The sequence below is a fragment of the Sphingomonas sp. GW821-FHT09E03 genome (assembly GCF_059416225.1).
Window position 1 is genome coordinate 20,295 of sequence record NZ_JBWKOS010000009.1, and the last position, 21,323, is coordinate 41,617.

Annotated in this window: 16 protein-coding genes; 12 read left to right on the forward strand and 4 right to left on the reverse strand. The window is 68.8% G+C overall.

The genetic code is table 11. The features are described 5' to 3' along the window. Positions 1-37 precede the first annotated feature (37 nt). Positions 38-913, forward strand: a complete 876-nt coding sequence (locus AC07M8_RS15805; RefSeq protein WP_495175278.1) for a LysR family transcriptional regulator — start codon at positions 38-40, stop codon at positions 911-913. On the opposite strand, the gene AC07M8_RS15810 is transcribed toward AC07M8_RS15805, so the two are convergent. From AC07M8_RS15810 to AC07M8_RS15820, 3 genes are read right to left on the reverse strand one after another with little or no spacing between them, the layout of a single operon-like run. Then, the gene (locus tag AC07M8_RS15810) at positions 906-1,886 is read right to left on the reverse strand and encodes a hypothetical protein (protein ID WP_495175279.1); all 981 of its coding nucleotides are present in this window, start codon (positions 1,884-1,886) and stop codon (positions 906-908) included. The two genes, AC07M8_RS15805 and AC07M8_RS15810, sit on opposite strands and share 8 nt — an antisense overlap. Further along, positions 1,883-3,391, reverse strand: a complete 1,509-nt coding sequence (locus tag AC07M8_RS15815) for an AarF/ABC1/UbiB kinase family protein (protein WP_495175280.1) — start codon at positions 3,389-3,391, stop codon at positions 1,883-1,885. Before AC07M8_RS15815 ends, AC07M8_RS15810 begins: the two co-directional genes overlap by 4 nt. Next, positions 3,381-4,958 carry an ABC1 kinase family protein gene (locus tag AC07M8_RS15820; protein WP_495175281.1) on the reverse strand — a complete coding sequence of 526 codons (1,578 nt, stop codon included), beginning with the start codon at positions 4,956-4,958 and terminating at the stop codon, positions 3,381-3,383. Before AC07M8_RS15820 ends, AC07M8_RS15815 begins: the two co-directional genes overlap by 11 nt. A 212-nt stretch (positions 4,959-5,170) precedes the next feature. Between AC07M8_RS15820 and AC07M8_RS15825 the strand changes: the two genes are divergently transcribed. From AC07M8_RS15825 to AC07M8_RS15875, 11 genes are all read left to right on the forward strand, one after another. Further along, positions 5,171-5,935: a hypothetical protein gene (locus tag AC07M8_RS15825; RefSeq protein ID WP_495175282.1), complete on the forward strand. Its 765-nt coding sequence runs from the start codon at positions 5,171-5,173 to the stop codon at positions 5,933-5,935. 129 nt (positions 5,936-6,064) lie between these two features. Then, on the forward strand, positions 6,065-8,167 hold the full coding sequence (locus AC07M8_RS15830; protein ID WP_495175283.1) for a GMC family oxidoreductase N-terminal domain-containing protein: 2,103 nt from the start codon (positions 6,065-6,067) through the stop codon (positions 8,165-8,167). Positions 8,168-8,245: 78 nt separating this feature from the next. Continuing rightward, positions 8,246-9,283 carry an NAD-dependent epimerase/dehydratase family protein gene (locus AC07M8_RS15835; protein ID WP_495175284.1) on the forward strand — a complete coding sequence of 346 codons (1,038 nt, stop codon included), beginning with the start codon at positions 8,246-8,248 and terminating at the stop codon, positions 9,281-9,283. Further along, positions 9,280-13,896 (forward strand): aminotransferase class III-fold pyridoxal phosphate-dependent enzyme, encoded by a 4,617-nt coding sequence (locus AC07M8_RS15840; protein WP_495175285.1) that lies wholly within the window; start codon positions 9,280-9,282, stop codon positions 13,894-13,896. The genes AC07M8_RS15835 and AC07M8_RS15840 overlap by 4 nt, the downstream gene beginning before the upstream one ends. After that, positions 13,880-15,130 (forward strand): acyl-CoA dehydrogenase family protein, encoded by a 1,251-nt coding sequence (locus AC07M8_RS15845; RefSeq protein WP_495175286.1) that lies wholly within the window; start codon positions 13,880-13,882, stop codon positions 15,128-15,130. Before AC07M8_RS15840 ends, AC07M8_RS15845 begins: the two co-directional genes overlap by 17 nt. A gap of 29 nt (positions 15,131-15,159) precedes the next feature. Further along, entirely contained in the window at positions 15,160-15,546 is a 387-nt protein-coding gene (locus AC07M8_RS15850) for a hypothetical protein (protein WP_495175287.1), read from the forward strand. Between the two features lies 1 nt (position 15,547). After that, complete coding sequence (locus AC07M8_RS15855; protein ID WP_495175288.1) at positions 15,548-16,891, forward strand: APC family permease; 1,344 nt, start codon at positions 15,548-15,550, stop codon at positions 16,889-16,891. Then, the gene (locus AC07M8_RS15860; RefSeq protein WP_495175289.1) at positions 16,888-17,547 is read left to right on the forward strand and encodes a 4'-phosphopantetheinyl transferase family protein; all 660 of its coding nucleotides are present in this window, start codon (positions 16,888-16,890) and stop codon (positions 17,545-17,547) included. The genes AC07M8_RS15855 and AC07M8_RS15860 overlap by 4 nt, the downstream gene beginning before the upstream one ends. Continuing rightward, entirely contained in the window at positions 17,544-18,257 is a 714-nt protein-coding gene (locus AC07M8_RS15865; RefSeq protein ID WP_495175290.1) for a TylF/MycF/NovP-related O-methyltransferase, read from the forward strand. Before AC07M8_RS15860 ends, AC07M8_RS15865 begins: the two co-directional genes overlap by 4 nt. After that, on the forward strand, positions 18,254-19,267 hold the full coding sequence (locus tag AC07M8_RS15870) for an alpha/beta hydrolase (RefSeq protein WP_495175291.1): 1,014 nt from the start codon (positions 18,254-18,256) through the stop codon (positions 19,265-19,267). Before AC07M8_RS15865 ends, AC07M8_RS15870 begins: the two co-directional genes overlap by 4 nt. A 42-nt stretch (positions 19,268-19,309) precedes the next feature. Next, positions 19,310-20,284, forward strand: a complete 975-nt coding sequence (locus AC07M8_RS15875; RefSeq protein ID WP_495175292.1) for a hypothetical protein — start codon at positions 19,310-19,312, stop codon at positions 20,282-20,284. 11 nt (positions 20,285-20,295) lie between these two features. On the opposite strand, the gene AC07M8_RS15880 is transcribed toward AC07M8_RS15875, so the two are convergent. Further along, positions 20,296-21,276: an aldo/keto reductase gene (locus AC07M8_RS15880; RefSeq protein WP_495175293.1), complete on the reverse strand. Its 981-nt coding sequence runs from the start codon at positions 21,274-21,276 to the stop codon at positions 20,296-20,298. Positions 21,277-21,323: the final 47 nt, after the last annotated feature.

Sequence of the window (21,323 nt, forward strand, 5' to 3'; positions counted from 1 at the left end):
AATTGAAACCGCGGGCGCCACATCATAGAAGCTGTCTATGATCGATCGTTATTTGCTCCGCTATTTTCTCGCCGTGGTCGACCATGGCAACTTCTCGCGCGCCGCGGCGGCATGCAACGTGTCGCAGCCGAGCTTGTCGGTGGGGATCGCCAAGCTCGAGACGACGCTTGGCCATCCATTGTTCCTGCGCACCAACCGGCGTGTCGAGCTGACCGACGCCGGCGCGCGCCTTGCCGGTCACGCCCGATCCATCGAAGCCGGGTTTGCGGCGGCGGAGCGCGATGTCGCCGGCGCCGCCGAGCGCCGCAGCCTGCGGCTCGGCGTGCTGTCGACGGTGCCGCGTCGCTGGATCGAGGCATGTCTCGAGGCATATCACGCTGCAGGGGCGCGAGAGCGCGTCGAGATCGTCGAGGGCAGGGACAGCGATCTGCGCGAACGGCTCGCGCGCGGCCGGCTCGACGCCGCGCTGATGATCCTGCGCGGTCAAGACGATCGCGATCTGCCGCTGCTCACCGAAGGCTATACGCTGGCGCTGCCCTCTACCCATCCACTGGCGGGAGAGGCGACGATCCGCGCCGAGGATCTGGTCAACGATCCGATGATCGTGCGCCGCCATTGCGAGCTGCTGTCGGAGACCAGCCGCTTCTTCACCGCGCGCGGCGTGCGCCCCTTCTTCCCGGCGCGCACCAGCAGCGACGATCGCGCGATGGGCTATGTCGCCGCGGGACTGGCGGTGACGGTGATGCCCGATTGCTTCCGCCACCCCGGCATGATCCGTTGGCCGCTCGACGGCTTCGGCTTCAGCCGCACGATCGGCCTTGCCTATGCTCGCCACGTCGACGCGGCTGCCTTGCGCGACCGCCCGGCGATCGCCGGGCTGATCGCTGCGGTCGAGGCGGACGGGCTCAGCTGAACAGCCCGCGCCGGTTGAACAAGGCGACCGTGGCATCGATGCCGATCGTGACGACCGTTTCAATGATCCGGTCGAGCAGCGGCGACTGGCCGACAATGCCCTGCTGCTGGAGCACGATCATGACCAGCTCACGCACGTAGGCCTGCTTTTCCGGGCCGCTGAGCCCGATCAACGCTTCCGCCTGGCGGGTGGCGATTCCGAGCAGCGCGGCGGCGCCGGTGACGAAGCGCGGATTGGCCTCGAGAAAGGCCCGCAGCGACACCAAGGCGGCGATCGCGGTGGCATCCGAAGCGACGGCGCGGTCTACAGCCGCGCTCGCGGCCGGGGAAAGCTGGTTGGCGGCGAGGATCAGCGACCAGGCGAGCCCGGCCAGCAGTTCCGATGCCCGCAGGAAGACGGTGCGGATCGCGAGCAGCAGCGGCGCCATGACACGCGACCACAGGCCGATTGGCGTGCGCGTCAATCCGGGCTGCCACAATTGCTGGGCGTTGATGTGCGCGACGGTGAAATCGATCAGCAGGTCGGCGCCGATCGAGAAGATCACCGGCTCAAGGAAGGACAACACCAGCGGGATGGTATAGCCGCCGCGCCGCACCGCGTAGAGCAGCGCCGCCTTGACCTGCTGGCGCTTGTAGGCGCCACGGCCGGTGCGGGTGCCGCCGCGTCGTTCGGCCTTGTCGGCAAGCAGATCGACCAGCGCCGCGATCGCAAGGATCCGGTCGCTGCCGCCACGGGCGAGCACGGCGACCGCATGGAGCGCCCCGCTCAGCCCCTTGGCCTCCGCCAGCGTGTCGTAGAGCGCGCGCGCCTCGGCGGCGTCGCGCTGCAGCCGCGCCCGCAGGGCGGGGGGCAGCGACCCGTCTTCGGACGAGCCGGCGCCGGCCAGCGCGAGCGAGGCGGCGCGGAACAGCGCGGCGGCCGTGCCGCTCGTCAGTCGCTCCGTGACCCGGATGGTGTCGCCCAGGCGCGTCATGTAGTCCGCCTCCACAATGCCAGAAACAGCCCGGCGGCCACCGCCGCGCCAGCCCAGAGCAGCCCGGTCAGGCCGGTGCGCAGCGGGCCGGAGGGCAGGCCGGCAGCGACGAGCAGCAGCAACGCGATGCCCGTCCAGCCTATAGCGACCGCCATCAACCGCGCCTGGGCGAGGCGCAGCTGTCGATCGACCGCGGCGCGATGCTGTTCGACCGGCAGCCGATAGGTGCCGCTCGCCGCATCGGCGACCAGGCGATCCAGCCGCCCCGGCAGCGTCTCGAGCGGCGCGACCACCGCGAGCACCCGCTGCGCGGCTTCAAGGCTGTCGGGCAGCGCGACCGCCTCCTCCAGTTCCCGCCGGAGCATGAAGCGGCGCGCGACATCGCCGATGTCGACCGTGGGATCGATCGTCGCTGCTGCCGTGGCCATTGCCGCTAGCCAGCGACCGAGCGCGAGCAGGTCTGCGCCAACGGCAAAGCCGCTCGCCCGCACCGCGGCCAGGCCGTCGTCAAGCAGACGCGCGGGACCCGCCCGAACATCATCGTCGTCGTCGAGCCGCTGGATGATCCCTTCGAGCCGCGTCGTCAGCGCTGCATGATCCGCAGCATCGCACGGCGTGAGCAGCGCTGCGAGCCGGGCCGCGACCAGCCCGGCGTCGCGGGCGATCGCCGCGCGCGCGACTCCGGTAATTGCCCTGCCGAGCTCCTTCGACAGCGCTTCGACGCCGCCGACGTCGATCCTGGCTATCCGATCACCGGCGAGAACGCCGAGATGATCGAGCCGCGGCTCGATCGGCACCGATCCGAACACCATGACCTGCTCGAGGGCGGCCTCAACCAGGCGCCGTGCGGTGGCGGCGGCATCGATGTCGTGCGCGTCGAGCGTCGCCTCGTTGCCGCCGGCCGCCAGCGCCACGACCTGCGGCAGCGGCAAGGCCGGAAGTCGGGCGATCCCGATGAGGTGCGGCGCCGCCCAGTCGTCGAGCGGTCGCGCGACGATCGTACCGGTGCGGGCCAGCGCCTGGCGGCGCCAGCGCGCGAGGCGGACATGCTGCGCGGGAGCGTCGAGTTCGGCGGCCAGCCAGCGGGTGAGGTCGTCGTGGAGCGAGCGGCGCGCGGCCTCGCGATCGGGGGTGGCGATCAGCGGCAGCGCCAGCCGGATCGCGGCGGCGAGGACAGCGGCATCGGGCGCGGCCGTTGGCAGCGTAACGCGGACCCGGACCTCGCGGTGCGCTTCGAAGCCACGGGTGGTCCAGGCGAGCGGGCTCGGTTCGATGACCGGCAGCCAGCTGCCGACCACCGCCGCGCGGGCCTTGCCGCCTTCGCGTGCCATGATCGAGACTGCCTCGGCGGGCGGTGCCAATCGGTTGGGCGGCAGCAGCGCCAGCGCGTCGGCGACGGGAGGCGCGAACAGGTCTCGGCGCAACGCCATCAGTTGCGCGGGACGGATCGCGCCGTCGCCCAGCCGCGCCAGCGCCGCCATGGCGTCGCCCGGGTCAGGCGGCACGCCGGTTTCCCGCAGCGCCGGTCGCGAGCGCGATCACGGCGAGCGTAGCGGCTACCGGCCACAGCATCGTCAGCGGCGCGAGCGCGGCAGCGTGCAGCGCGAGCGCGAGGCTCGCCGGGATCAGCGAGATCGTCCGTACGATCCTGGCATCCTCACGCCGGTCTGCGGATGAAATTGCGTCGGCGGTCCGGATCGGCTCGCGGCCGAACGTGGCGACGGCATCGAACGCTTCCGGCAGCAGCCATCGTGCATGGACGATCGCATCGGCGCCGGCGCGCACGGCGCGGGTGGTGAGCGGGGGCCGATGCGCGGCAAAGAAATGGCGAATGGCGGCGAGCAGGTTGAAATCGCCCGGCAGGCGATGAGCCGTGGAGTCGAGCATGCCCAACGCGCGCCAGAACAGCAGATGCTGGGTTCCCATCCGCACCCCATGCTCGCGCATCACCGCGAACATGATGCCCTGGTAGCGCGCAGTCAGTTGCAGCTCCACCGGGGTCGACGGATCGGTGGCGGCAGCATGCCAAGCGGCGAGCACCTTGACCGCGTCATGCCGGAACGCCGTGGGATCGGTGCGCGGCCCAAGGTGTACCAGGCGCCGGTAGCAGTCGAACGCGGCGTCAAAGCGACCCAGCGCGAGATGCTCGACATAGCCGGTCATCAAGGCGCGGTCGGCGGGGCCGAGTTCGCCAAAGATTCCAAAATCGATCAGGGCGATCCCGCCGTCGCGCCGGATCAGCACGTTGGCGGGGTGCGGGTCGCCATGAAAAAGGCCGGTGACGAACAATTGCCGCAGGAATGCGCGGGCCAGCGCGGCGACGATGGTGGCAGGGGCGACGCCCGGCGCGATCGCCGCAAACGCCCGGTCGTCGCCGGCCTCGGCGAGCGCCACCGCGCGCGCGAGCGGCACCGCCTCGATGAACTCCATCACCAATAGCCGCTGGGTGCTGAGCGGCCAGACGATGGCGGGGACGTGAACGCCGCTTTCAGGATCGGCCGCGATGCGCTCGGCCGTCCGGCCCTCGGCACGGAAATCGACCTCGCGGCGCGTGAAAGTGGCGATCTCGGCAACGAGCTCGGCGGCCCTGATCCTACCGAACAGCTCGAGGCCATCACCGATGCGCGCGAGCAGGTGCAACAGCGCGAAGTCGGCGGCGAGGCGCGCCTCCAGACCGGGACGCTGCACCTTCACCGCCACCATGTCACCCGTCCGGGTGCGCGCCCGATGAACCTGCGCGATCGAGGCGGCGCCGATCGGCGTCCAGTCGACATAGGCGAAGAAGCGCTCGATCGGCCCGGCGAGTTCGCGTTCGATGAGCCGACGCACCGTCGCGGGCGGCATCGGCGGCACGGCGTCGAACAGGCGGGCGAGTTCGGCGCACATTTCGGCGGAAAAGAGATCGCGCCGGATCGCGAGATACTGGCCGATCTTGACGGTGGTGACGCCGCCGCGTTCCAGCAGCCTGCGGATCGCACCGCGGGTGCGGGCGGGGGATCGCACCCGCGCGAGCAGCCCGATCAAGCATAGCGCCGCCAGCAGCAGCCCCATTCGCATCACCGTCAAGGACATGCGCGCCGCGCCCAAGATCTCCGCCTCCCGATCAGGCGACAGGCATAGCAGCAATTGCGCTGTAGCGACGGAGCCGAAGCATCCGATCTGGAGGTCGTCCTATCCGTTTCGGGCCAGACAACAGGATGACAAACAACGTCGAGGCTTTTGCTACGGATCATTATCATTCATCTTGGCGACGTCGATGATTCTCCAGACGAGAAGGACGGGACATGGTCGATAACACCGATTACGCCGGCACCGACGACACCGATCTGCGGGATCGCCAGGAGCGGGACCGGCTGCTTCGCCGGGCACGCGATAGCGATCGCCGCGAGCCGCGTCGGCGGATCCGCGACCGCGGCGGCAGGCTCAGCGACAACGTCCAATCGGCCGACCGCGTCGCCGATCGCGTTGCCAATGATGTCAATGCCCTGGTCCGCGCGTGGAGCGCGTCTAACGCCGAGGCGTTCAAAGGCATCGTCACCATCATCGGCAACATCGCGCTCGATCTGGTCGGCGATGCGCGGCCGCGGCGCTTCGGCGTTTATGATGACGATTACCGCGACGAGGACGACGATCGCGGTACGCGCGTGCGCAGCTATGCGGACGACGACGATGATGACGACGACGACTATCGCCGGACAGCCCGGCAGGGCCGGCGGCGCGACGCGGTGGGCGATGTCGGCGGCGACGTCGCCGACGTCACCCATTCCTTGTCCGACGCCTTTGCGGAGGCGGCGAGCGTCACCGCGCGCTCCAGCCGGCGGTTCCAGGATGAGTTCGATGCCGCGCTCGACGAGAGCGCCGAGCTCGACGACAGCGTCGGCCGCCGTGACACCAACCCGCGGCAGGCGAAGCGAGGTCGCGGTCGCCGAGATCGGCAGCCGGACAGGTCCCGCGACCAAGCCGATCAGCGCGACGCCGAGGACACGATCGGCGAAGCCGGTGCCAGGGTCGGCGCGGCGGTAGACGACCTGGCCGGGCGCCAACGATAGGCGCCACGCCGCCGCCCGTCCGCTCCAACACCACCAACGCAGCTACGCGCGGGCGAAGGACCCGCGCGAAGGGGGATCCTATGCTCACCACAGCGACGGGAGGCAGCGTGGCCGGGCGCGGCTCGGTCGATGGCTGAGTGGCTGATCGGCAAGCTGTTGTGGCTCTACTGGCGCGCCAATCGGCCGTTCCTGGTGCGGTTCGCGCCGGCGCTGATCGGCCCCAATCCCGGCAACCCCGACCTCGATCCCGATGGTCGCGCGGTGATCCGCGAGCTCGATCGGCTGCTCGGGTTGATGACCAATGCGGTGTTCATCCAGGCGGCGCTGAGCGTCCTCGCGCTTCCCTTGTGGGTGCCGCGGCGACTGCCTTACTCGCCTTTCTGGCGGACCTTGCTGTTCCTGCTGGTGCCGGTGTGGAGCCAGGTGGCGCGGATCGGCTTCTGCTTCAGCAGCCGCGCCCGGCGCACGAGGGTGGTGGACCGGATGTTCACGCGGCTCGGCGAGCAGGCCGCGGCGGAGGAGGATCTGCCGATCAAGAGCATCATCGTCGTCGGCGTGGTGAAGACGCTGATCACGGGAGCCTATCTCGACCTCGACGAAACCTGGCGCGGGCTGGACTATGAGCGCTACCAGCAACGCAGCTGGACCCAGCCGAGCGGCCCGGATCTCGCGCAGCCGGCACGATCGGCGGCGTCCACGCTGCTTGTGGAGCGCCGGGCTCGGCTTGCCGATGTCGCCGCCAAGCCGGCGGGGGTGGTCACCTACCTGGTGATCGGATCGGGCGCGGGCGGCTCGACCGCGGCCTATTTCATCCAGCAGGCGGACCCGTCGGCGCGGATCGTAATCGTCGAATCGGGTCCGCTGGTGGCCAATGACGAGCTGCCCGATCACCTGATGCAGGCGGCATCGACGATCTACATGAATGGCGGCTTCACCCTGTCTGCCGACCAATGCTCCACCTTCGTCCAGGCGCGCACCGTCGGCGGCGGCACGCTGGTCAACAATGCAGTGGCGTGGAAGCCCGAGGGTTTTTGGTGGAACGAGGTGGTGGTCAAGCGCTGGGAGCGGTTCGGCGTCTCGCTCGATTGGCCGCGCCTCCATCGCAGCTACGATGCGATGCTCGCGCTGATCCATGCCGCCCCGACCAGGCCGGTGGTGATGGCACCGATGGCCGAGACGCTGCGCGATGGGTTCGCGCGCACCGGACATCAGGCAGTGGACGTCACCATCAACACGCTCAACTGCATTGGCTGCGGGCGCTGCAACTCGGGCTGCCGCTATGCGGCCAAGCAATCGATGAACGAGACCACGCTGCCGGCGGTGGTGAAGGCGGGCGGGCTGCTGGTGCCCGACGCGCATGTACTCAAGCTCGAGCTCGACGGGCCGCCAGGCGCGCAGCGTTGCCGGGGTGCGCATGTCGTCGATGGCGACGGCACCCGGCGGTTGGTAGAAGCCGACAAGATCGTGCTCGCCGCCGGTGCGTTCGCCTCCACCAAGATCCTGCGCCGCAGCGGCTTTTCCGGCGCGCTGCCCGGGGTGCGCACCGTCGGCAAGCGCTTTTCGGGCAACATGGGCACGCCGGTGTTCGGCGAATTCCCGACCGACCAATATGGCGCCCGCGGCATCCAGGTGGGCTATGCGATCGAGATGCCGCGCGAGCGGATGGTGATCGAGACCGCCTTCGGGCCGCCGGCGACGATCGGCATGGAAGCGGCGCAATGGGGCAGCGCCTTCATGGGCCTGCTCAACAACTACAACCGGATCGCGGTGGCGGTGCCGGTGATCGGTGCCAATGCCTATGGCAGCATCAACGCCGATTGGTCGGCGAGCGGCTACACCATCTCCTACAAGCTCGACGACGACGACTGGTATCGGCTGACGCTGGGCATGAAAGCGGCGGGCAAGGCGATGTTCGCGGCGGGCGCCACCCGGGTCGGCTCGAGCCGGTTCGATGCAAGCTGGGCGACCTGCGCGGACGATCTGGACGCCTATTTCGGCGCGGTCGGCCCGCTGCAATATCTCAAGATCACCACCGCGCACCTGCAGGGCGGCAACGTCCTCCACGCCAGCCCGGCCCAAGGCGTGGTCGACATGGAGATGCGGGTCCACGGCATCGACCGGCTGTGGATTACCGATGCCAGCATCATCCCGTCGCCGATCACGGTGAACTTGCAGATGACGGTGATGGCGCTCGCTCATTACGCGGCGCCGGGCATCGTCGCGAGCCCATAGCGGACCAGTCAGCAGCCAGCAGCCAGCGAGAACGCCGACGCGGATCGGGCGCCGGGTAACAAGGATCGGGGACACGTCATGAAGATACTCGTCACCGGCAGTACGGGATTGATCGGCTCGCGCACCGTGCGCAAGCTGCTCGCGGCCGGCCATGAGGTGCGCTGCCTGATCCGTTCGGATCGTCGCCGCGCGCGGCTCGATGGCCTGCCGGTCGAGCAGGTGCGCGGCGAGCTTCGCGATCCCGCCAGCCTGGCGCGCGCCGCCGCCGGGTGCGAGGCGTGCGTCCATCTCGCCGGGGTGAGCGGCTGGGACCATATCGCCGATCCAGCGATCCACGACACCATCCATGCCGGCACCGTGCGGTTGCTCGATGCGGTGCAGGCGGCCGGGCTGCGCCGGTTCGTCTATGTGTCGTCGGCGGCGGCGATCGACGGCACGGTACGACCGGTGATGCTCGACGAGACCAGCCGGTTCACACTGGAGCGATCGGGGCTGGTCTACGCGCTCGCCAAACACGCTGCCGAGCAGGCGGTGATCGCCCGCAACGGCCAGGGCTTCGAGACGCTGATCGTCAACCCGGCCGAAACCTATGGCGCCGAGGACGACGACTGGATCACCGCGGGCAGCGTGCGCGACATCCTGCGCGGCTGGCCAGCGCTGGCGACGGTGGGCGGCACCTCAGTGGTCCATGTTGACGATGTCGCCGACGGCATCGCCCGCGCGATCGACCGCGGCCTGCCCGGCGAGCGCTACATCCTCGGCGGCGACAATCTTACCATCGCGCAGCTCGTGCGCTTGACCCTTGATGTCGCCGGGATCAGGCGACCCGTGGTAATCGTACCCTTCGCGGCGTTGCGTGCGGCGGTGGCGGTGTGCCGGCTGCTCCGAATCACGCCGCCCGTCGAACCCGGCGTGCTCGGCTATCTGCGCCGCTATTGGTTTGTCGATTCAGGCAAGGCGCGGGCGGCGCTTGGCTATCGACCGCGCGGCGCGCGCGACACGATGGCGCCGGTGGTGCGCTGGGTACGCGATCAGATGGCGATCACTGCCGCTTCCGTCCGTACCACTGCGCTGGCGCCACGCGTCGATCCTATCGTCAGCGGCATTGTCCGGTGAGGCCGGGTCCTGCCGCCGAGATCGCCGACGGCATGACGCTCGCCGACCTGCTCGGCGCCCGTGCCGCGCGCCCGGGCCGGGGCGGCTTCCGCTATCTGGCCGATCGTGGCGGCGACGATCGGCTGCTGGATCTTGTCACGCTTGACCGCCGCGCGCGTCATCTGGCGCTACACCTACTCGCCCATGCCGATCGTGGCGACCGGGTGTTGCTCTGCTATCCGCCGGGGCTCGACTTCATCATCGGCTTCTTCGCGGCGGCGATTGCCGGCCTGATCGGCGTGCCGGTCGCGTGCCCACGAACGTTGCCAATCCGGCCCGAGGAATTCGTCGGTGCAGCGGCGGCGATCGGCGACTGCACGCCCCGGCTAGCGTTGACCACCGCGGCGGTGCTCGCCGCGCTTCCTGCTAGCGCCCTCGACGCCGGCCCGCGCTGGATCGCGACCGACCTGATCGGCGAGGGTGCCACCGAGCCGCTACCGGCGCCCGCGCCCGATGATCTCGCCTATCTCCAATACACCTCGGGTTCGACCAGCGCCCCCAAGGGCGTGATGATCAGCCATCGAAACGTGATGGCGAACCTGGCGGCGAGCAAGGCGATGCTGCCGCCAGAGACGGACGCCGGCTCCGTCGGACTGAGCTGGCTGCCGCATTACCACGACATGGGGCTGGTCGGGGGGCTGCTCACGGGGATCTATGGCGACCTTCCCGTCGTCCTCATGTCGCCCTTCGCGTTCCTCGGCCGGCCGATCCGCTGGCTGCGCGCCATCACCAAGCATCGCGCGACCTGGAGCGGCGGCCCCAATTTCGCCTATGAACTCTGCTGCCGGCAGATCCGGCCTCAGGAGATCGCCGGGCTTGATCTCAGCCGCTGGGCGCTTGCGGTCAACGGTGCCGAGCCGGTGCGGCGATCCACCATCGACCGATTCTGCGATACCTTCGCGCCTGCCGGCTTCCGCCGCGAGGCGATGTCTCCCTTCTACGGGTTGGCGGAGCATGTGGTGTTCGCAAGCGGCGCTGTCCCCGCCGCGCCACCGACCTTGGTGCGCGGGCCTGCCGGCAACGGTGGCCGCGAGCCCGGCTGGTATGCCGGCTGTGGTGCGCCCGCTGCCGGTCATGCGATCGCGATCGTCGACCCGGACACACGGATGCGTGCCGCCGGATCGGCGGCGGGCGAAATATGGCTGTCGGGGCCGAGCGTAGCCCAAGGCTATTGGGGGCGGGCCGACGACAGCGCCCAGGTGTTCCGTGCGACGCTGGCGACCGACGGCGCCACGACCTGGCTGCGCACCGGCGACGCCGGGTTCATCGCCGACGGTGAACTGGTGGTGACCGGGCGGATCAAGGACATGGTGATCATCGCCGGCACCAATCACGCGCCGCAGGATATCGAAGCCATCGCGGAGGCCGCACATCCGGCGATCCGTACCGGCCATGTCGTTGCTTTCGCGGTCGACGACGTCACGGACCGGCTGGTGATCGCCGCGGAGATCTTCGGCGAGCGCGCGGGCGGCCGAACCGACGAGGTGATCGCCGCCATCAGGGCAGCGGTGGCCGGCGCTCAGGGCATCACCGTCGGTGCGGTGATGCTGCTGCGTGGGCGGTCGCTCCCCAAGACCTCGAGCGGCAAGATCAAGCGGGGTGCGGTGCGCGACGCCTGGATCGCGCAGCGCAGCGAGGGCGTCGTCGGCGAATGGCCGGTTCGGACGCCGCCGCCGATCGTCGCCGAGGTCATGGCGACACCAGACCCCGGCGAGCTGGTCGCCTGCGTCGTGCGCGAGATCCGGCTGCTGCTCGACGATCCCGATCTCGTCGTCGACCTGGAAGCGCCGGTGCATCGCCTGGGGCTCGGCTCGCTCGAATTGGCCGATCTCAAGGGCCGGATCGAGGAGGAGCTGGGCCTCGACGTCCCGCTCGTCCGATTGCTCCAGGGCTGCAGTATCGCCGACATGGTCGCCGACCTCGATGGGCCGGCGGTTCGCCGGCCGCGCGGCGGCGGTGATCGTCATCCTTGGGAGCGCTACGTCAATCCGGTGGTCGGCGGGCTGTTGCGCCGTTTTCGCCTCGACGAGCCGTTCGTGCGCGGCGAGGGGCATTGGCTGGTGCGTGCCGATGGCAGCAGGATATTGGATGGCATCGCGGGCTATGGCGCGCTGCCGTTCGGGCATAACCCGCCGGCGATCTGGGCAGCGCTGGACCGCGTGCGCGCCGACGCCGAGCCGAGCCTGATCCAGCCGGCGATGAACGATGCGGCGGGTGAACTGGCACAGGCGCTGCTCGCGGTCGCGCCGCCCGGTTTGCGCCACGTCACCTTCGTCAACAGCGGTGCCGAAGCGACCGAGGTTGCGCTGAAGCTGGCGCGGGCCGCCACCGGCCGCCGCGCGTTCCTGTCGACGGCCAACGGCTTCCACGGCAAGACGCTCGGCGCGCTGTCGGTAACCGGGAGGCCGGCGTTCCAGGCGCCGTTCGGCGCGCCGGTGCTCGACGTCGGCTATGTGGCCTATGGCGATATCGGGTCGTTGCGGGCGGCACTGATCGATCACCCGGATCGTTATGCCGGGCTGCTGGTCGAGCCGATCCAGGGCGAGGGCGGAATCGTCGAGCCGCCGGCCGGTTACCTTGCCGCAGCCGCCGAGCTGTGCCGCGCGCATGGCGTCAAGCTGATCGTCGACGAGGTGCAGACCGGGCTTGGCCGCACCGGTGCGCTGTTTGCCTGCACGGCCGACGGCGTCCGTCCGGACATCCTGCTGGTCGCCAAGGCGCTCGGCGGTGGATTGGTGCCGATCGGCGCGGTGCTGTGCACGGCAGACAGCTACACCGACGATTTCGCCCGCCATCACAGCTCCACCTTCGCAGGCAATACGCTGGCCTGCCGGGTCGGGCTGGCGTCGCTGGCGCTGCTTACCGCCGACCATGGGCAGTTGGTTGAAGACGTGGCGCTGCGCGGCGCGCGACTACGTGAGCAATTGGCGCTCGTCGTCGATCGCTATCCCGCCGTGCTGCGCGCGGTGCGCGGGCGTGGGCTGCTGCTCGGGATCCAATTGACTCGGGATCGTGCCGGGTTCGGGCACCATTCGCTGCTGGGCGTGCTTGCCGAGCAGCAGGCGCTCGCCCCTCTGGTCGCGAGCTACCTGCTCAACGTTGCGCAGCTTCGCGTCGCGCCGACGTTGCTCGGCAGCGACGTGCTCCGCATCGAGCCGCCGCTGACGCTCGCGGAGGCCGAGATCCCGCTGATCGTCGGCGCGATCGAGCAGGCGGCGCGCCATCTCGCGGACGATAACACCGCAGCGCTGGTCAATCATCTTGTTAGATCGCCGCGGACCGTGATCCCGTCGCCGCCGCCGCAGGCCGCGCCTGCGATCCGTCGCGCCGTGACCGCTGGTCCGCGCTGGGGATTCCTCGCGCATCCGATGACCGCCGCGAGCTACGCCGATCTGGACGCTTCGCTGGCCTGCTTCTCCGTGGGAGAGCTTGGCGAACTGGCAGAGCGGATCGGCGGCGCGGTCGATCCATTCGTCGCGGGCGAGGTCGAGATCGTCGGTGCCGGCGTCTCGGCACCGGGCCAGTTCGTCGTCGTGCCGTGGACGGCGGCGGCGCTGCACGGCCATCGCAACGCCGGGCTGCGCGCGATCCGCGCCGGGGCGGCGCTGGCGCGGGCGAACGGCGCGCAGGTGATCGGCCTCGGCGGCTATGTGTCGATCGCCAGCAACGGCGGCCTCGATCTCGCCGACGGCGGCGTGCCGCTGACCACCGGCAACAGCTATACCGCCATCGCCGCGGTCGAGGCCGTGGAGGCGGCCTGCGATCGGCTCGATCTGGCGGTGGGCGAGGCCGAGGCGGCGATCGTCGGCGGTGGCGGATCGGTCGGGCTTGGCCTTACCTATCTGATGGCGGAGCGCGCGGGGCGGCTGGTGCTGGTCGGGAATCCCGCCCATGCCGAGGCGAGCCTCCGCGGCCTGCGCCGATCGCTGGAGGCGGCGGTTGCCGCGATCATTGCCGAGCGCCACCAAGGTGGTGGCGAACTCGCCCGCCGGGCAATGGCGTTTCACGATCGGACCGGCAGCGACCCCTCGACGGTTGCGGCGTGGTTGATCGCGCAGGGCGATTGCGTGCTGTCGGTGAGCATGGCGCGCGCGCTCGCCGCCAGCCAATTGGTGCTCACCGCCACCTCCAGCCCCGACCTGCTGATCGATCCCGAAGCATTCCGGGCTGGCGCGATCGTCTGCGACGTGTCGCAGCCGCGTAATCTCGCCGGCAGCATCGCGGCCGAGCGAGGCGACGTGCTGGTGCTCGACGGCGGGCTGGTGGCCGTGCCGGGACGCGTCGACCTCGGCTGGCGCTTCGGTCTGCCGCCGGGCGTTGCCTTTGCCTGCATGTGCGAGCCGATGATCCTGGCGCTCGAGGCCCGGTTCGATGCCGCGCCGCGGGGGCTTGGGGTGCCGCTTGATTACCTTCGGGCGCTGCGCGGCTGGGGGCTGCGCCACGGCTTCCGTCTCGCCGAGCTGCGCAGCTTCGGCCGCGTGCTGGGCGATGGCGATTGGCGGCGGATGCGCGCCGCTGTCGCCCCCATCATCTCACCGACCAGCGACAGGGGACAGCATGCCGAACGCCCTTAATCTCGACGGAATTGCCCTGACCCGTGATCAGGGGCGCTGGCGGCGCGTCGCAGAGAAGCTCGCCGCCGAGGTGCTGCGCCCCAAGGCCGCCGAAACAGATCGCAGCGGGGTGTTTCCTGCGGCCAATATCGAGGCGCTGAAGCAATCGGGCCTGCTCGGGCTGCTGATCCCCACCTCGCTCGGCGGCGGCGGCGGCGATGTCGCTACAGCAATGCTGGTCACCGAGGCGCTCGCCAAGGGCTGCATCTCCACCGCGATGATCTACACCATGCACCAGTCGACGCTGATGCTGATGGTCGCGCTTGCGACGCCGGAACAGGCCGAGCGGTTCCTCGCGCCGATCGCGCGCGGCGAGTTGTTCGGTGCCTTTGCCATGAGCGAACCGGGATCGGGTAACCGGATCTGGCATATGGACAGTCACGCGGTCGCGGACGGCGACGCCTTCGTGATCGACTCGTTCAAGTCGTTCTGCACCTCGGCGGGCCATGCCGATTTCTACCTGGTGCCGACCCGCGGCAGCGCCGACGGCGGTGCTACCGATCTCAGCCTGTTCTGGATCGACGGCGACGAGCCGGGGATCGAGCCCAAGGGCGAGTGGGACGGCATGGGGCTGCGCGGCAACGGCAGCCGACCGCTGCATTTCAACAAATGCCGGGTGCCCGCGGAAAACCGCTTTGGCGACGAGACCGCCGGCTTCTCGTTCATGATGGCCTATTCGCTGCCGGTCTATCTGGTCGGACTCGCGACCTGCTATCTCGGTCTCGCCCAGGCAGCGTTCGATGCCGCGATCGCCCATGTGAAGGGGCGGGTGCATTCCGACACCAACCGCAGCCTTGCGACGGTGGAAACGGTCCAGCGCTACGTCGCCGAGATGAAATGCCGGATCGATGCGGTGCGCGCCGCGATCCTGCGCGTCGCCCAGATGTCCGACAATGCGACGGTGCTGTTCGACGAGTTCAACAACGCCGGGCTGCTCGACGAGATCATCCGCGACAATCCCGACGATCCCTATTTCGTCGAGCTCGCGCAGCTGAAGATCATCGCCAGCGAGATGGCGGTGCAGGTGTCGCACACCGCGCTGCAGATCTGCGGCGGCCAAGGCTACAAGCGCGGCCATGCGGTCGAGCGCTGCTATCGCGATGCCCGCGCCGGCTCGCTGATGGGGCCATCCGACGACACGCTCAAGGTGATCATGGGCAACCAGCTGCTCGGTACGCCGCAGCCATGGGCATGATCGCCGCGCCACCACCATCGGGAGGAAGTATGACGATCACGGCACAGACGATCATCGATCGCAGTCTTGCCTATTGGCTGTACGACTTCCAGGCTCGGTTCAACGACAACCCGCGTGTCGCCAAGCTGACCGCGGGTTGGGACCGGCGTCTGGTGGTCGAGCCTACCGACGGCGGGTCGACGCATACGCTCACCGTCGCCAATGCGCGGCTGATCGACGTCCGCGAGGGCGGTATCGAGCCAGGCGGCGACGAGCGGCTGGTGACGATGAGTGCCGACGAACGGACGCTGATCGAGATCTTCTCAGGCATGACCAATCCTTCCACCGCGCTGATCGACGGCCAGCTCGAGGTCTATTCCGATCCGCGCGACAAGGTGAAGCTCGAGGCGCTCGCCCTCGTGATCTGGGGTCTGTAGCATGACCGGCCGGCCAGCAAGGGTCAGCGAGTGGCTGTTCTATGTCGCCGTCGGCGCGGGGATGGCGATCAGCAACGCCGCGTTCGCGATGGTCTCGGGCCTGTTCGCGCTGGTGCCCGGCGGGCTTGCGTTGCTGGCGCTGGCGCTTGCCGCCGCGATCTGCGTGATCATCGCCCTGTCGATCGGCGAACTCGCGAGCATGTGGCCCTCGGCGCCCGCCGTGCTGACCTATTTCCGCGCCGCCTTCGGTCATCGCACCGCGCTGGTGCTGATCCACCTCTATCTCTTGTTCGTGGTGTTGGTCGCGGGGGTGGAAAGCTACAGCTTTGCGGTCGCGGTGCACGCCATGGTGCCGCAGGTGCCGACGGCGATGACGATCCTGCTGCTGTTGTCGGCGGTGGTGCTGGTCAATCTGCGCGGACTGGCGCTGTCTAGACGAGCGCAGATCGTCACCGCCTTTGCCGCCATGGCGCTGCTGTTCGGCTTTGGGGCGGCTGGCGTGGGGCAGGGGGAGACGGCGCTGCTGGCGGCGCCGTCCGGCACGGCGTGGAGCCGGTTCCCGGGGGCGGTGGCGCTGGCGGTGTTCATCTACACCGGATTCGAATGGGTCACGCCCGTTGGCCTGTCACGCGACGCCTATGCGCGGCGCGTGCCCGTGTCGATGCTCCTGGCGTTGGGCGCGCTGTTCGTGACGTATGGCCTATTCGTCGCCGGACTTGGCGCGACAATCCCTGCGCCGACGATCGCCGCGTCGGCGACGCCGCAGGTGCTGCTGTTCGCCACCCTTGGCGGGAACATCGGCCTGGTCTTTGCCTTGCTGCTCGCCTTCGGAGCGATCTTTTCCACCTTCAACGCGGGGATCCTCGGCGGCGCGCAGCTCCTCCAGGCGATGGCCCGCGAGCGGACCCTGCCACATTGGGTAGGTCGAACGGACCTCGCCACCGGCGCGCCGGTCGGCGCGGTGCTGCTGCTGGGCGGACTGGCAACGATCTCGTCGTTGGCGCTGGCCGCGTTCGATCTCTACCTGATCGTCGGGCTGATCGCCTCGGCGATCATCTGCCTGATCTACGCCTGCTATCTTGGCGCGGTGGAGCAGCTCCGGCGGGTACGGCCCGATTACCCGCGCCCCTTCCGTTCGGGTGTGCCGACCCCGCTGCGCCGCGCGGCCATGGTGCTGATGCCGCTGATCGGCATCGCCTCGCTCGTCTCGATGCCTGATCTGGCGCGACCCATAGCGATCGGGGTGAGCGGGGTCGCGTTGCTGGTGGCGGTGCTGACCGGCTATTCCGAGCGACTACGTGACGAACCACGCGGGCGCGGCGGTTCGCGACGAGAAACGGCATGATGGGGTTCGCGCTCCTTACCCGGCCTGCGCCGCTATGGCGCACGCGCCTGCTGCTCGGCGAGGACAGGCTGCTCGACGGCGAGGCAGCGGTTGATCACAGGCGCCCGACACCAGACGCCATCGAGCTCTGGTTGTTCGCGCTCGATGAACCCGGCTCCTCGACCACGGGCATGCCGCCCCGCCAGGAGGAGGCGCAGCGACGGCTGCGCGAGGTGCTGGGCAGCATGCTGAACTGCCCCGCACGTTCGGTCGAGCTGATCATCGGCGCGCGTGGCAAGCCCGCGCTGCGCGCGTCCGGCACCCCGCCATTGTTCTTCACCATGAGCCGATCTGACCGCTTCGTCCTGATCGCGGTGGGGGGAACGGAACTGGGCGTCGACATCGAGTGTGTCGCGCCACGGGTGCTGCATCGTGACGGGCTGGGTGACGACCGCGATCCGATCGAGCGGCTGCGGCGCTGGACGCGGCGGGAGGCGGTCGCCAAGGCGATCGGGATTGGGCTGACCGCGCGCTTTCGGCTGCCGCTTCGCCAGTCCACCGGGACGGTGCAATATGGCGGAACGCTGTGGACATGGCGCGACCTTGCGCTGCCGTCCGCCTGCCGGGCCGTTGCGGCGCTCGCCATCCGCCAAGCGGAGCCGCTACAATGTGGATGAAGCAGCCGATCGTCCAACGCATCGTTGGCCGCAATCGCCTGCTGCGGCGTTCCGCGATCGGGCTGCTCTCGGCGATCGAGACCGCGGCGATGCGCGGTCACAAGCGGGGTGAGGTGATGGCGTTGATCCGCGGCAGCCGCCGTGGGCGAGAGTCGCTGCTCACCGCCAACGAGCATTTCACGCTGTTCGGCATCGCCCGCGCGCAGGCGGCGCTCGCCGGCGAGATGGCGGAACTCGGCGTGTTCGAGGGCAGCTCGGCAACGATCATCGCCACCGCGGCGCCGCATCGTACGCTCCATCTGTTCGATACCTTTGCGGGGCTGCCGGAACCCGGCGCCGGCGAGCAGGCGGTGTTTCGCAGGGGGCAGTTCGGCACCAGCCTTCATCGGGTCCGCCAACGGCTGGCCGGCCATGACAATCTCGCCTTCCACGTCGGCACCTTCCCCGGTTCTGCCGCTAGGCTGGATCACCTTCGCTTCAGCTTCGTCCATCTCGATGTCGATCTGTACGACAGCACGCTGGCGGGGCTGACCTATTTCTATCCGCGGATGGTGCCCGGCGGGATCATCGTCAGCCATGATTTCTCGATCCTGCCCGGCGTGGAGCGCGCGTTTGCCGATTTCCTCGCCGATCGGACCGAGCGGGCAATCGAGCTGCCGAGCACTCAGGCGATGATCGTCTGCCGCGGCGGATTGGAGGAAGCGACATGACGCTGGTGCTGATCATCCTCGGCCTGGCGGTCGCCGCCCTGCTGGCATGGCTGGCGCTCAGCCAATGGTATATGGCGCAACGACGCGATTACGAGTGCGCGCTGACCGCCTATCTCGCCAAGATCTACGCCCGGTTCGGGATTGCCGCGGATCCGGCAGGGTTCGAGCGCGACTGGTTGGATGTCGGCGGGGGGATCTGCCTGGCGCTGTACATCCTGCGCGGCAAACCCGACGCGCCCGTCTACGTCTTCATGCCCGGAACCGCCGTCTACGCGCAGCTCTACGCGCAATTGCTCGTCGATCTTCACGGCCATGGCTATACGATCGTCGCCTACGATCCGCGCGGGCATGGCCGCAGCGGCGGCAGGCGCGGTCTGTTCACCATTCCGCAGATGATCGCCGACGGCCGCAAGGTGGCGGCCTACGCGCATCGACGCTTTGGCAAGAAGGTCGTCTTCTCCGGCAGCAGCCAGGGCGGCGTGGTCTCGATGTACGTCGCGGCGACCGGAGATCCTCATATCGCCACCGTGGTGTGCCACAACATCGCCTGGCTGGACGGCAACACCATCCGGCAGATCGCGATCCTCAAGCCGCCGTTGTTCCTGGTGCCCTTGCTGTGCTGGCTGTTCACCGCGATGCGCGCCTGGTCGCTGCCAGTGAACTGGTATCTGCCGTTCAACAAGCTCAAGCTGCCGGGTGGTGGCGGTGGTGCGCTGGCGCTGATGGCGAAGGATCCGCTCGCCACCCTGGCCTACAGCCTCGGTGCGATCTCGACGCTCGCCAAATGTCCGCCAGCCGATCCCTTCGCGCAAATCGCCATGCCGCTGATGCTGATCTCGTCGACCGGCGACGAGGTGTTTCCCCCGGCCTATGAGCAGCATTTGTTCGACAGGCTGACGTGCCCGAAGCATTTTCTGCTGCTCGGTGATCTGCCTCACCTGATGATCCTCAAGCCGCCCCCCGAGCTGATCGACGGCATTCTCGCCTGGGTCAAGGTCCATGCCCCTTGATCGAGCGAGCAACCCTTCCTCCGGCCACAACGGATGTCAGCCATGAGCCTTCGCTACTCCGCCATCGCCATCATCGCCGATATCGCGGTGTTGCTCGCGTTCGTATTGTCCAAGTCTTTGCTCGTCGGGCAATTCTGGTTTCACGGCATCGAGCATTGGCAGGTCCTGTTCCGGCCGTTTCCCGAATGGGGCAGCGGGCCGGCGCAATATGGCGCGCTGCTGCCCTCCAAATGGCTCGGCACCCGCTCGCTTGGCGCCGCGATCGGGATGTTCGCGGCGCTGATCACCGGCTTCAGCGTGCGCGCCTATCGTCTCGCCGCGCTGGTCGCCTGCGAAGCGGCGACGATTGAACTGCTCGATGCGCTGTGGCTGACAATCGGGGAGCAGCAGCGCTGGATCACCGCAGCGACGCACCAGGCGATCGTCACCGATCTGTGCTGGGTCGTGCTGCTGCTGGCGGCGGCCTGGCTGTTGTGGGGCAAGAACGAACCCGCACCGCTCTCGCGCCCCGCCAAGACCACGTTGCCCTTCTCGTCGCTGGCGCGGTTCCTCGACCGCTACTTCATCTATCTCTGCTACGCGGTGGCGCTGGTCTATGCGGGCATGAAACTGTTGTTCGCTTATTGGTGGTGGTTCGACAGTATCGGCTTCTGGCTCGCCGCATTCCGGCCGTTTCCCAACTGGGGGACGGGCGCCGATCTGTTCGGCGCGTTGTTGCCGGCGCGGATGATCGGCAACCGCAACCTGGCGTTCGGCCTCTTCATCCTGTTTGCGCTCTGGTATGCAGTGCGCCGCCACGATCACCGGCTGCTCGCCATCCTGCTGCTGCAGGGCGCGGTGATCGAGCTGTTCGACGGCTTCTGGCTTGCCAATGGCAAGTACAACATGCTGTGGGTAGGCCAGAATACCGATTTCTTCATGAACGGCGGCTTCATCTGGGTGGCCGACCTGATGCTGGCCGGAGTCTATATCCTCAGCCGCGACCGGCCCCATCAACCCGCCGAGCTGGTGATCTAGGCTGTCGTTGATCAGGAGAAGCCGACCACCGCGTGCGGCACGTACGGCGCTTCCAGTGTCGCGATCTCGTCGTCGCTGAGCACCAGATCGAGTGCGGCGATGGCATCGTCGAGGTGTCCGGGCTTTGATGCGCCGACGATCGGCGCGCTGATCTCGGGCTTGGCGAGCACCCAGGCGAGCGCAACCTGCGCCCGCGGAACGCCGCGACCCTCGGCGACCTTGGCGACCGCCTCGACCACCTGGCGGTCGGCATCGGCGGTATGCGCGTAGAGGGTCTGGCCGAACTGGTCGCTCTGCGATCGCTCGGTGGCTTCGTCCCACGACCGCGTTAGGCGGCCGCGCGCGAGCGGGCTCCACGGGATCACGCCGATCCCCTCGGCATCGCACAGCGGCAGCATCTCGCGCTCCTCCTCGCGGTAAAGCAAATTGACGTAATCCTGCATGGTCGCAAACCGCGTCCAGCCGTTAGCCTCGGCGACATGGAGCATGGTCGCGAACTGCCAAGCGAACATCGAGGACGCGCCGATGTAGCGGGCCTTGCCTGCCTTGACGACGTCATGGAGCGCTTCCAGCGTCTCCTCCATCGCCACCTCGGGGTCGAAGCGGTGGATCTGGTAGAGATCGACATAATCGGTGCCGAGCCGGCGCAGCGAATGGTCGATCTCCTGCAGGATCGCCTTGCGGCTGAGCCCGGCGCCATTGGGCCCGGGATGCATGCGGCCGTGGACCTTGGTCGCGATCACCACCTCGTCGCGCCGGGTGAACTCCTTGAGTGCGCGGCCGACGATCTCTTCCGACGTGCCGTCCGAATAGACGTTGGCGGTGTCGAAGAAGTTGATCCCGGCCTCGACCGCCTGGCGGATCAGCGGGCGGCTGCGCTCCTCGTCGAGCGTCCAGGGATGCGGTCCCCGCTCGGGCACGCCATAGGTCATGCAGCCGAGGCACAGGCGCGAGACGTCGAGGCCGGTGCGGCCGAGCTTCACATAGTCCATCGATCGTCTCCTGGTCCGGCGCGTGGCGGAGGGTTGTGCGTTCGCGA

Excerpts from the sequence above, each read along its gene's own strand:
- AC07M8_RS15855 (WP_495175288.1), top strand. The coding sequence starts at position 15,548 with ATGACCGGCCGGCCAGCAAGGGTCAGCGAGTGGCTGTTCTATGTCGCC.
- AC07M8_RS15820 (WP_495175281.1), bottom strand. The coding sequence starts at position 4,958 with ATGTCCTTGACGGTGATGCGAATGGGGCTGCTGCTGGCGGCGCTATGC.
- AC07M8_RS15860 (WP_495175289.1), top strand. The coding sequence starts at position 16,888 with ATGATGGGGTTCGCGCTCCTTACCCGGCCTGCGCCGCTATGGCGCACG.
- AC07M8_RS15805 (WP_495175278.1), top strand. The coding sequence starts at position 38 with ATGATCGATCGTTATTTGCTCCGCTATTTTCTCGCCGTGGTCGACCAT.
- AC07M8_RS15845 (WP_495175286.1), top strand. The coding sequence starts at position 13,880 with ATGCCGAACGCCCTTAATCTCGACGGAATTGCCCTGACCCGTGATCAG.
- AC07M8_RS15865 (WP_495175290.1), top strand. The coding sequence starts at position 17,544 with ATGAAGCAGCCGATCGTCCAACGCATCGTTGGCCGCAATCGCCTGCTG.
- AC07M8_RS15875 (WP_495175292.1), top strand. The coding sequence starts at position 19,310 with ATGAGCCTTCGCTACTCCGCCATCGCCATCATCGCCGATATCGCGGTG.
- AC07M8_RS15880 (WP_495175293.1), bottom strand. The coding sequence starts at position 21,276 with ATGGACTATGTGAAGCTCGGCCGCACCGGCCTCGACGTCTCGCGCCTG.
- AC07M8_RS15835 (WP_495175284.1), top strand. The coding sequence starts at position 8,246 with ATGAAGATACTCGTCACCGGCAGTACGGGATTGATCGGCTCGCGCACC.
- AC07M8_RS15825 (WP_495175282.1), top strand. The coding sequence starts at position 5,171 with ATGGTCGATAACACCGATTACGCCGGCACCGACGACACCGATCTGCGG.
- AC07M8_RS15850 (WP_495175287.1), top strand. The coding sequence starts at position 15,160 with ATGACGATCACGGCACAGACGATCATCGATCGCAGTCTTGCCTATTGG.
- AC07M8_RS15830 (WP_495175283.1), top strand. The coding sequence starts at position 6,065 with ATGGCTGAGTGGCTGATCGGCAAGCTGTTGTGGCTCTACTGGCGCGCC.
- AC07M8_RS15810 (WP_495175279.1), bottom strand. The coding sequence starts at position 1,886 with ATGACGCGCCTGGGCGACACCATCCGGGTCACGGAGCGACTGACGAGC.
- AC07M8_RS15870 (WP_495175291.1), top strand. The coding sequence starts at position 18,254 with ATGACGCTGGTGCTGATCATCCTCGGCCTGGCGGTCGCCGCCCTGCTG.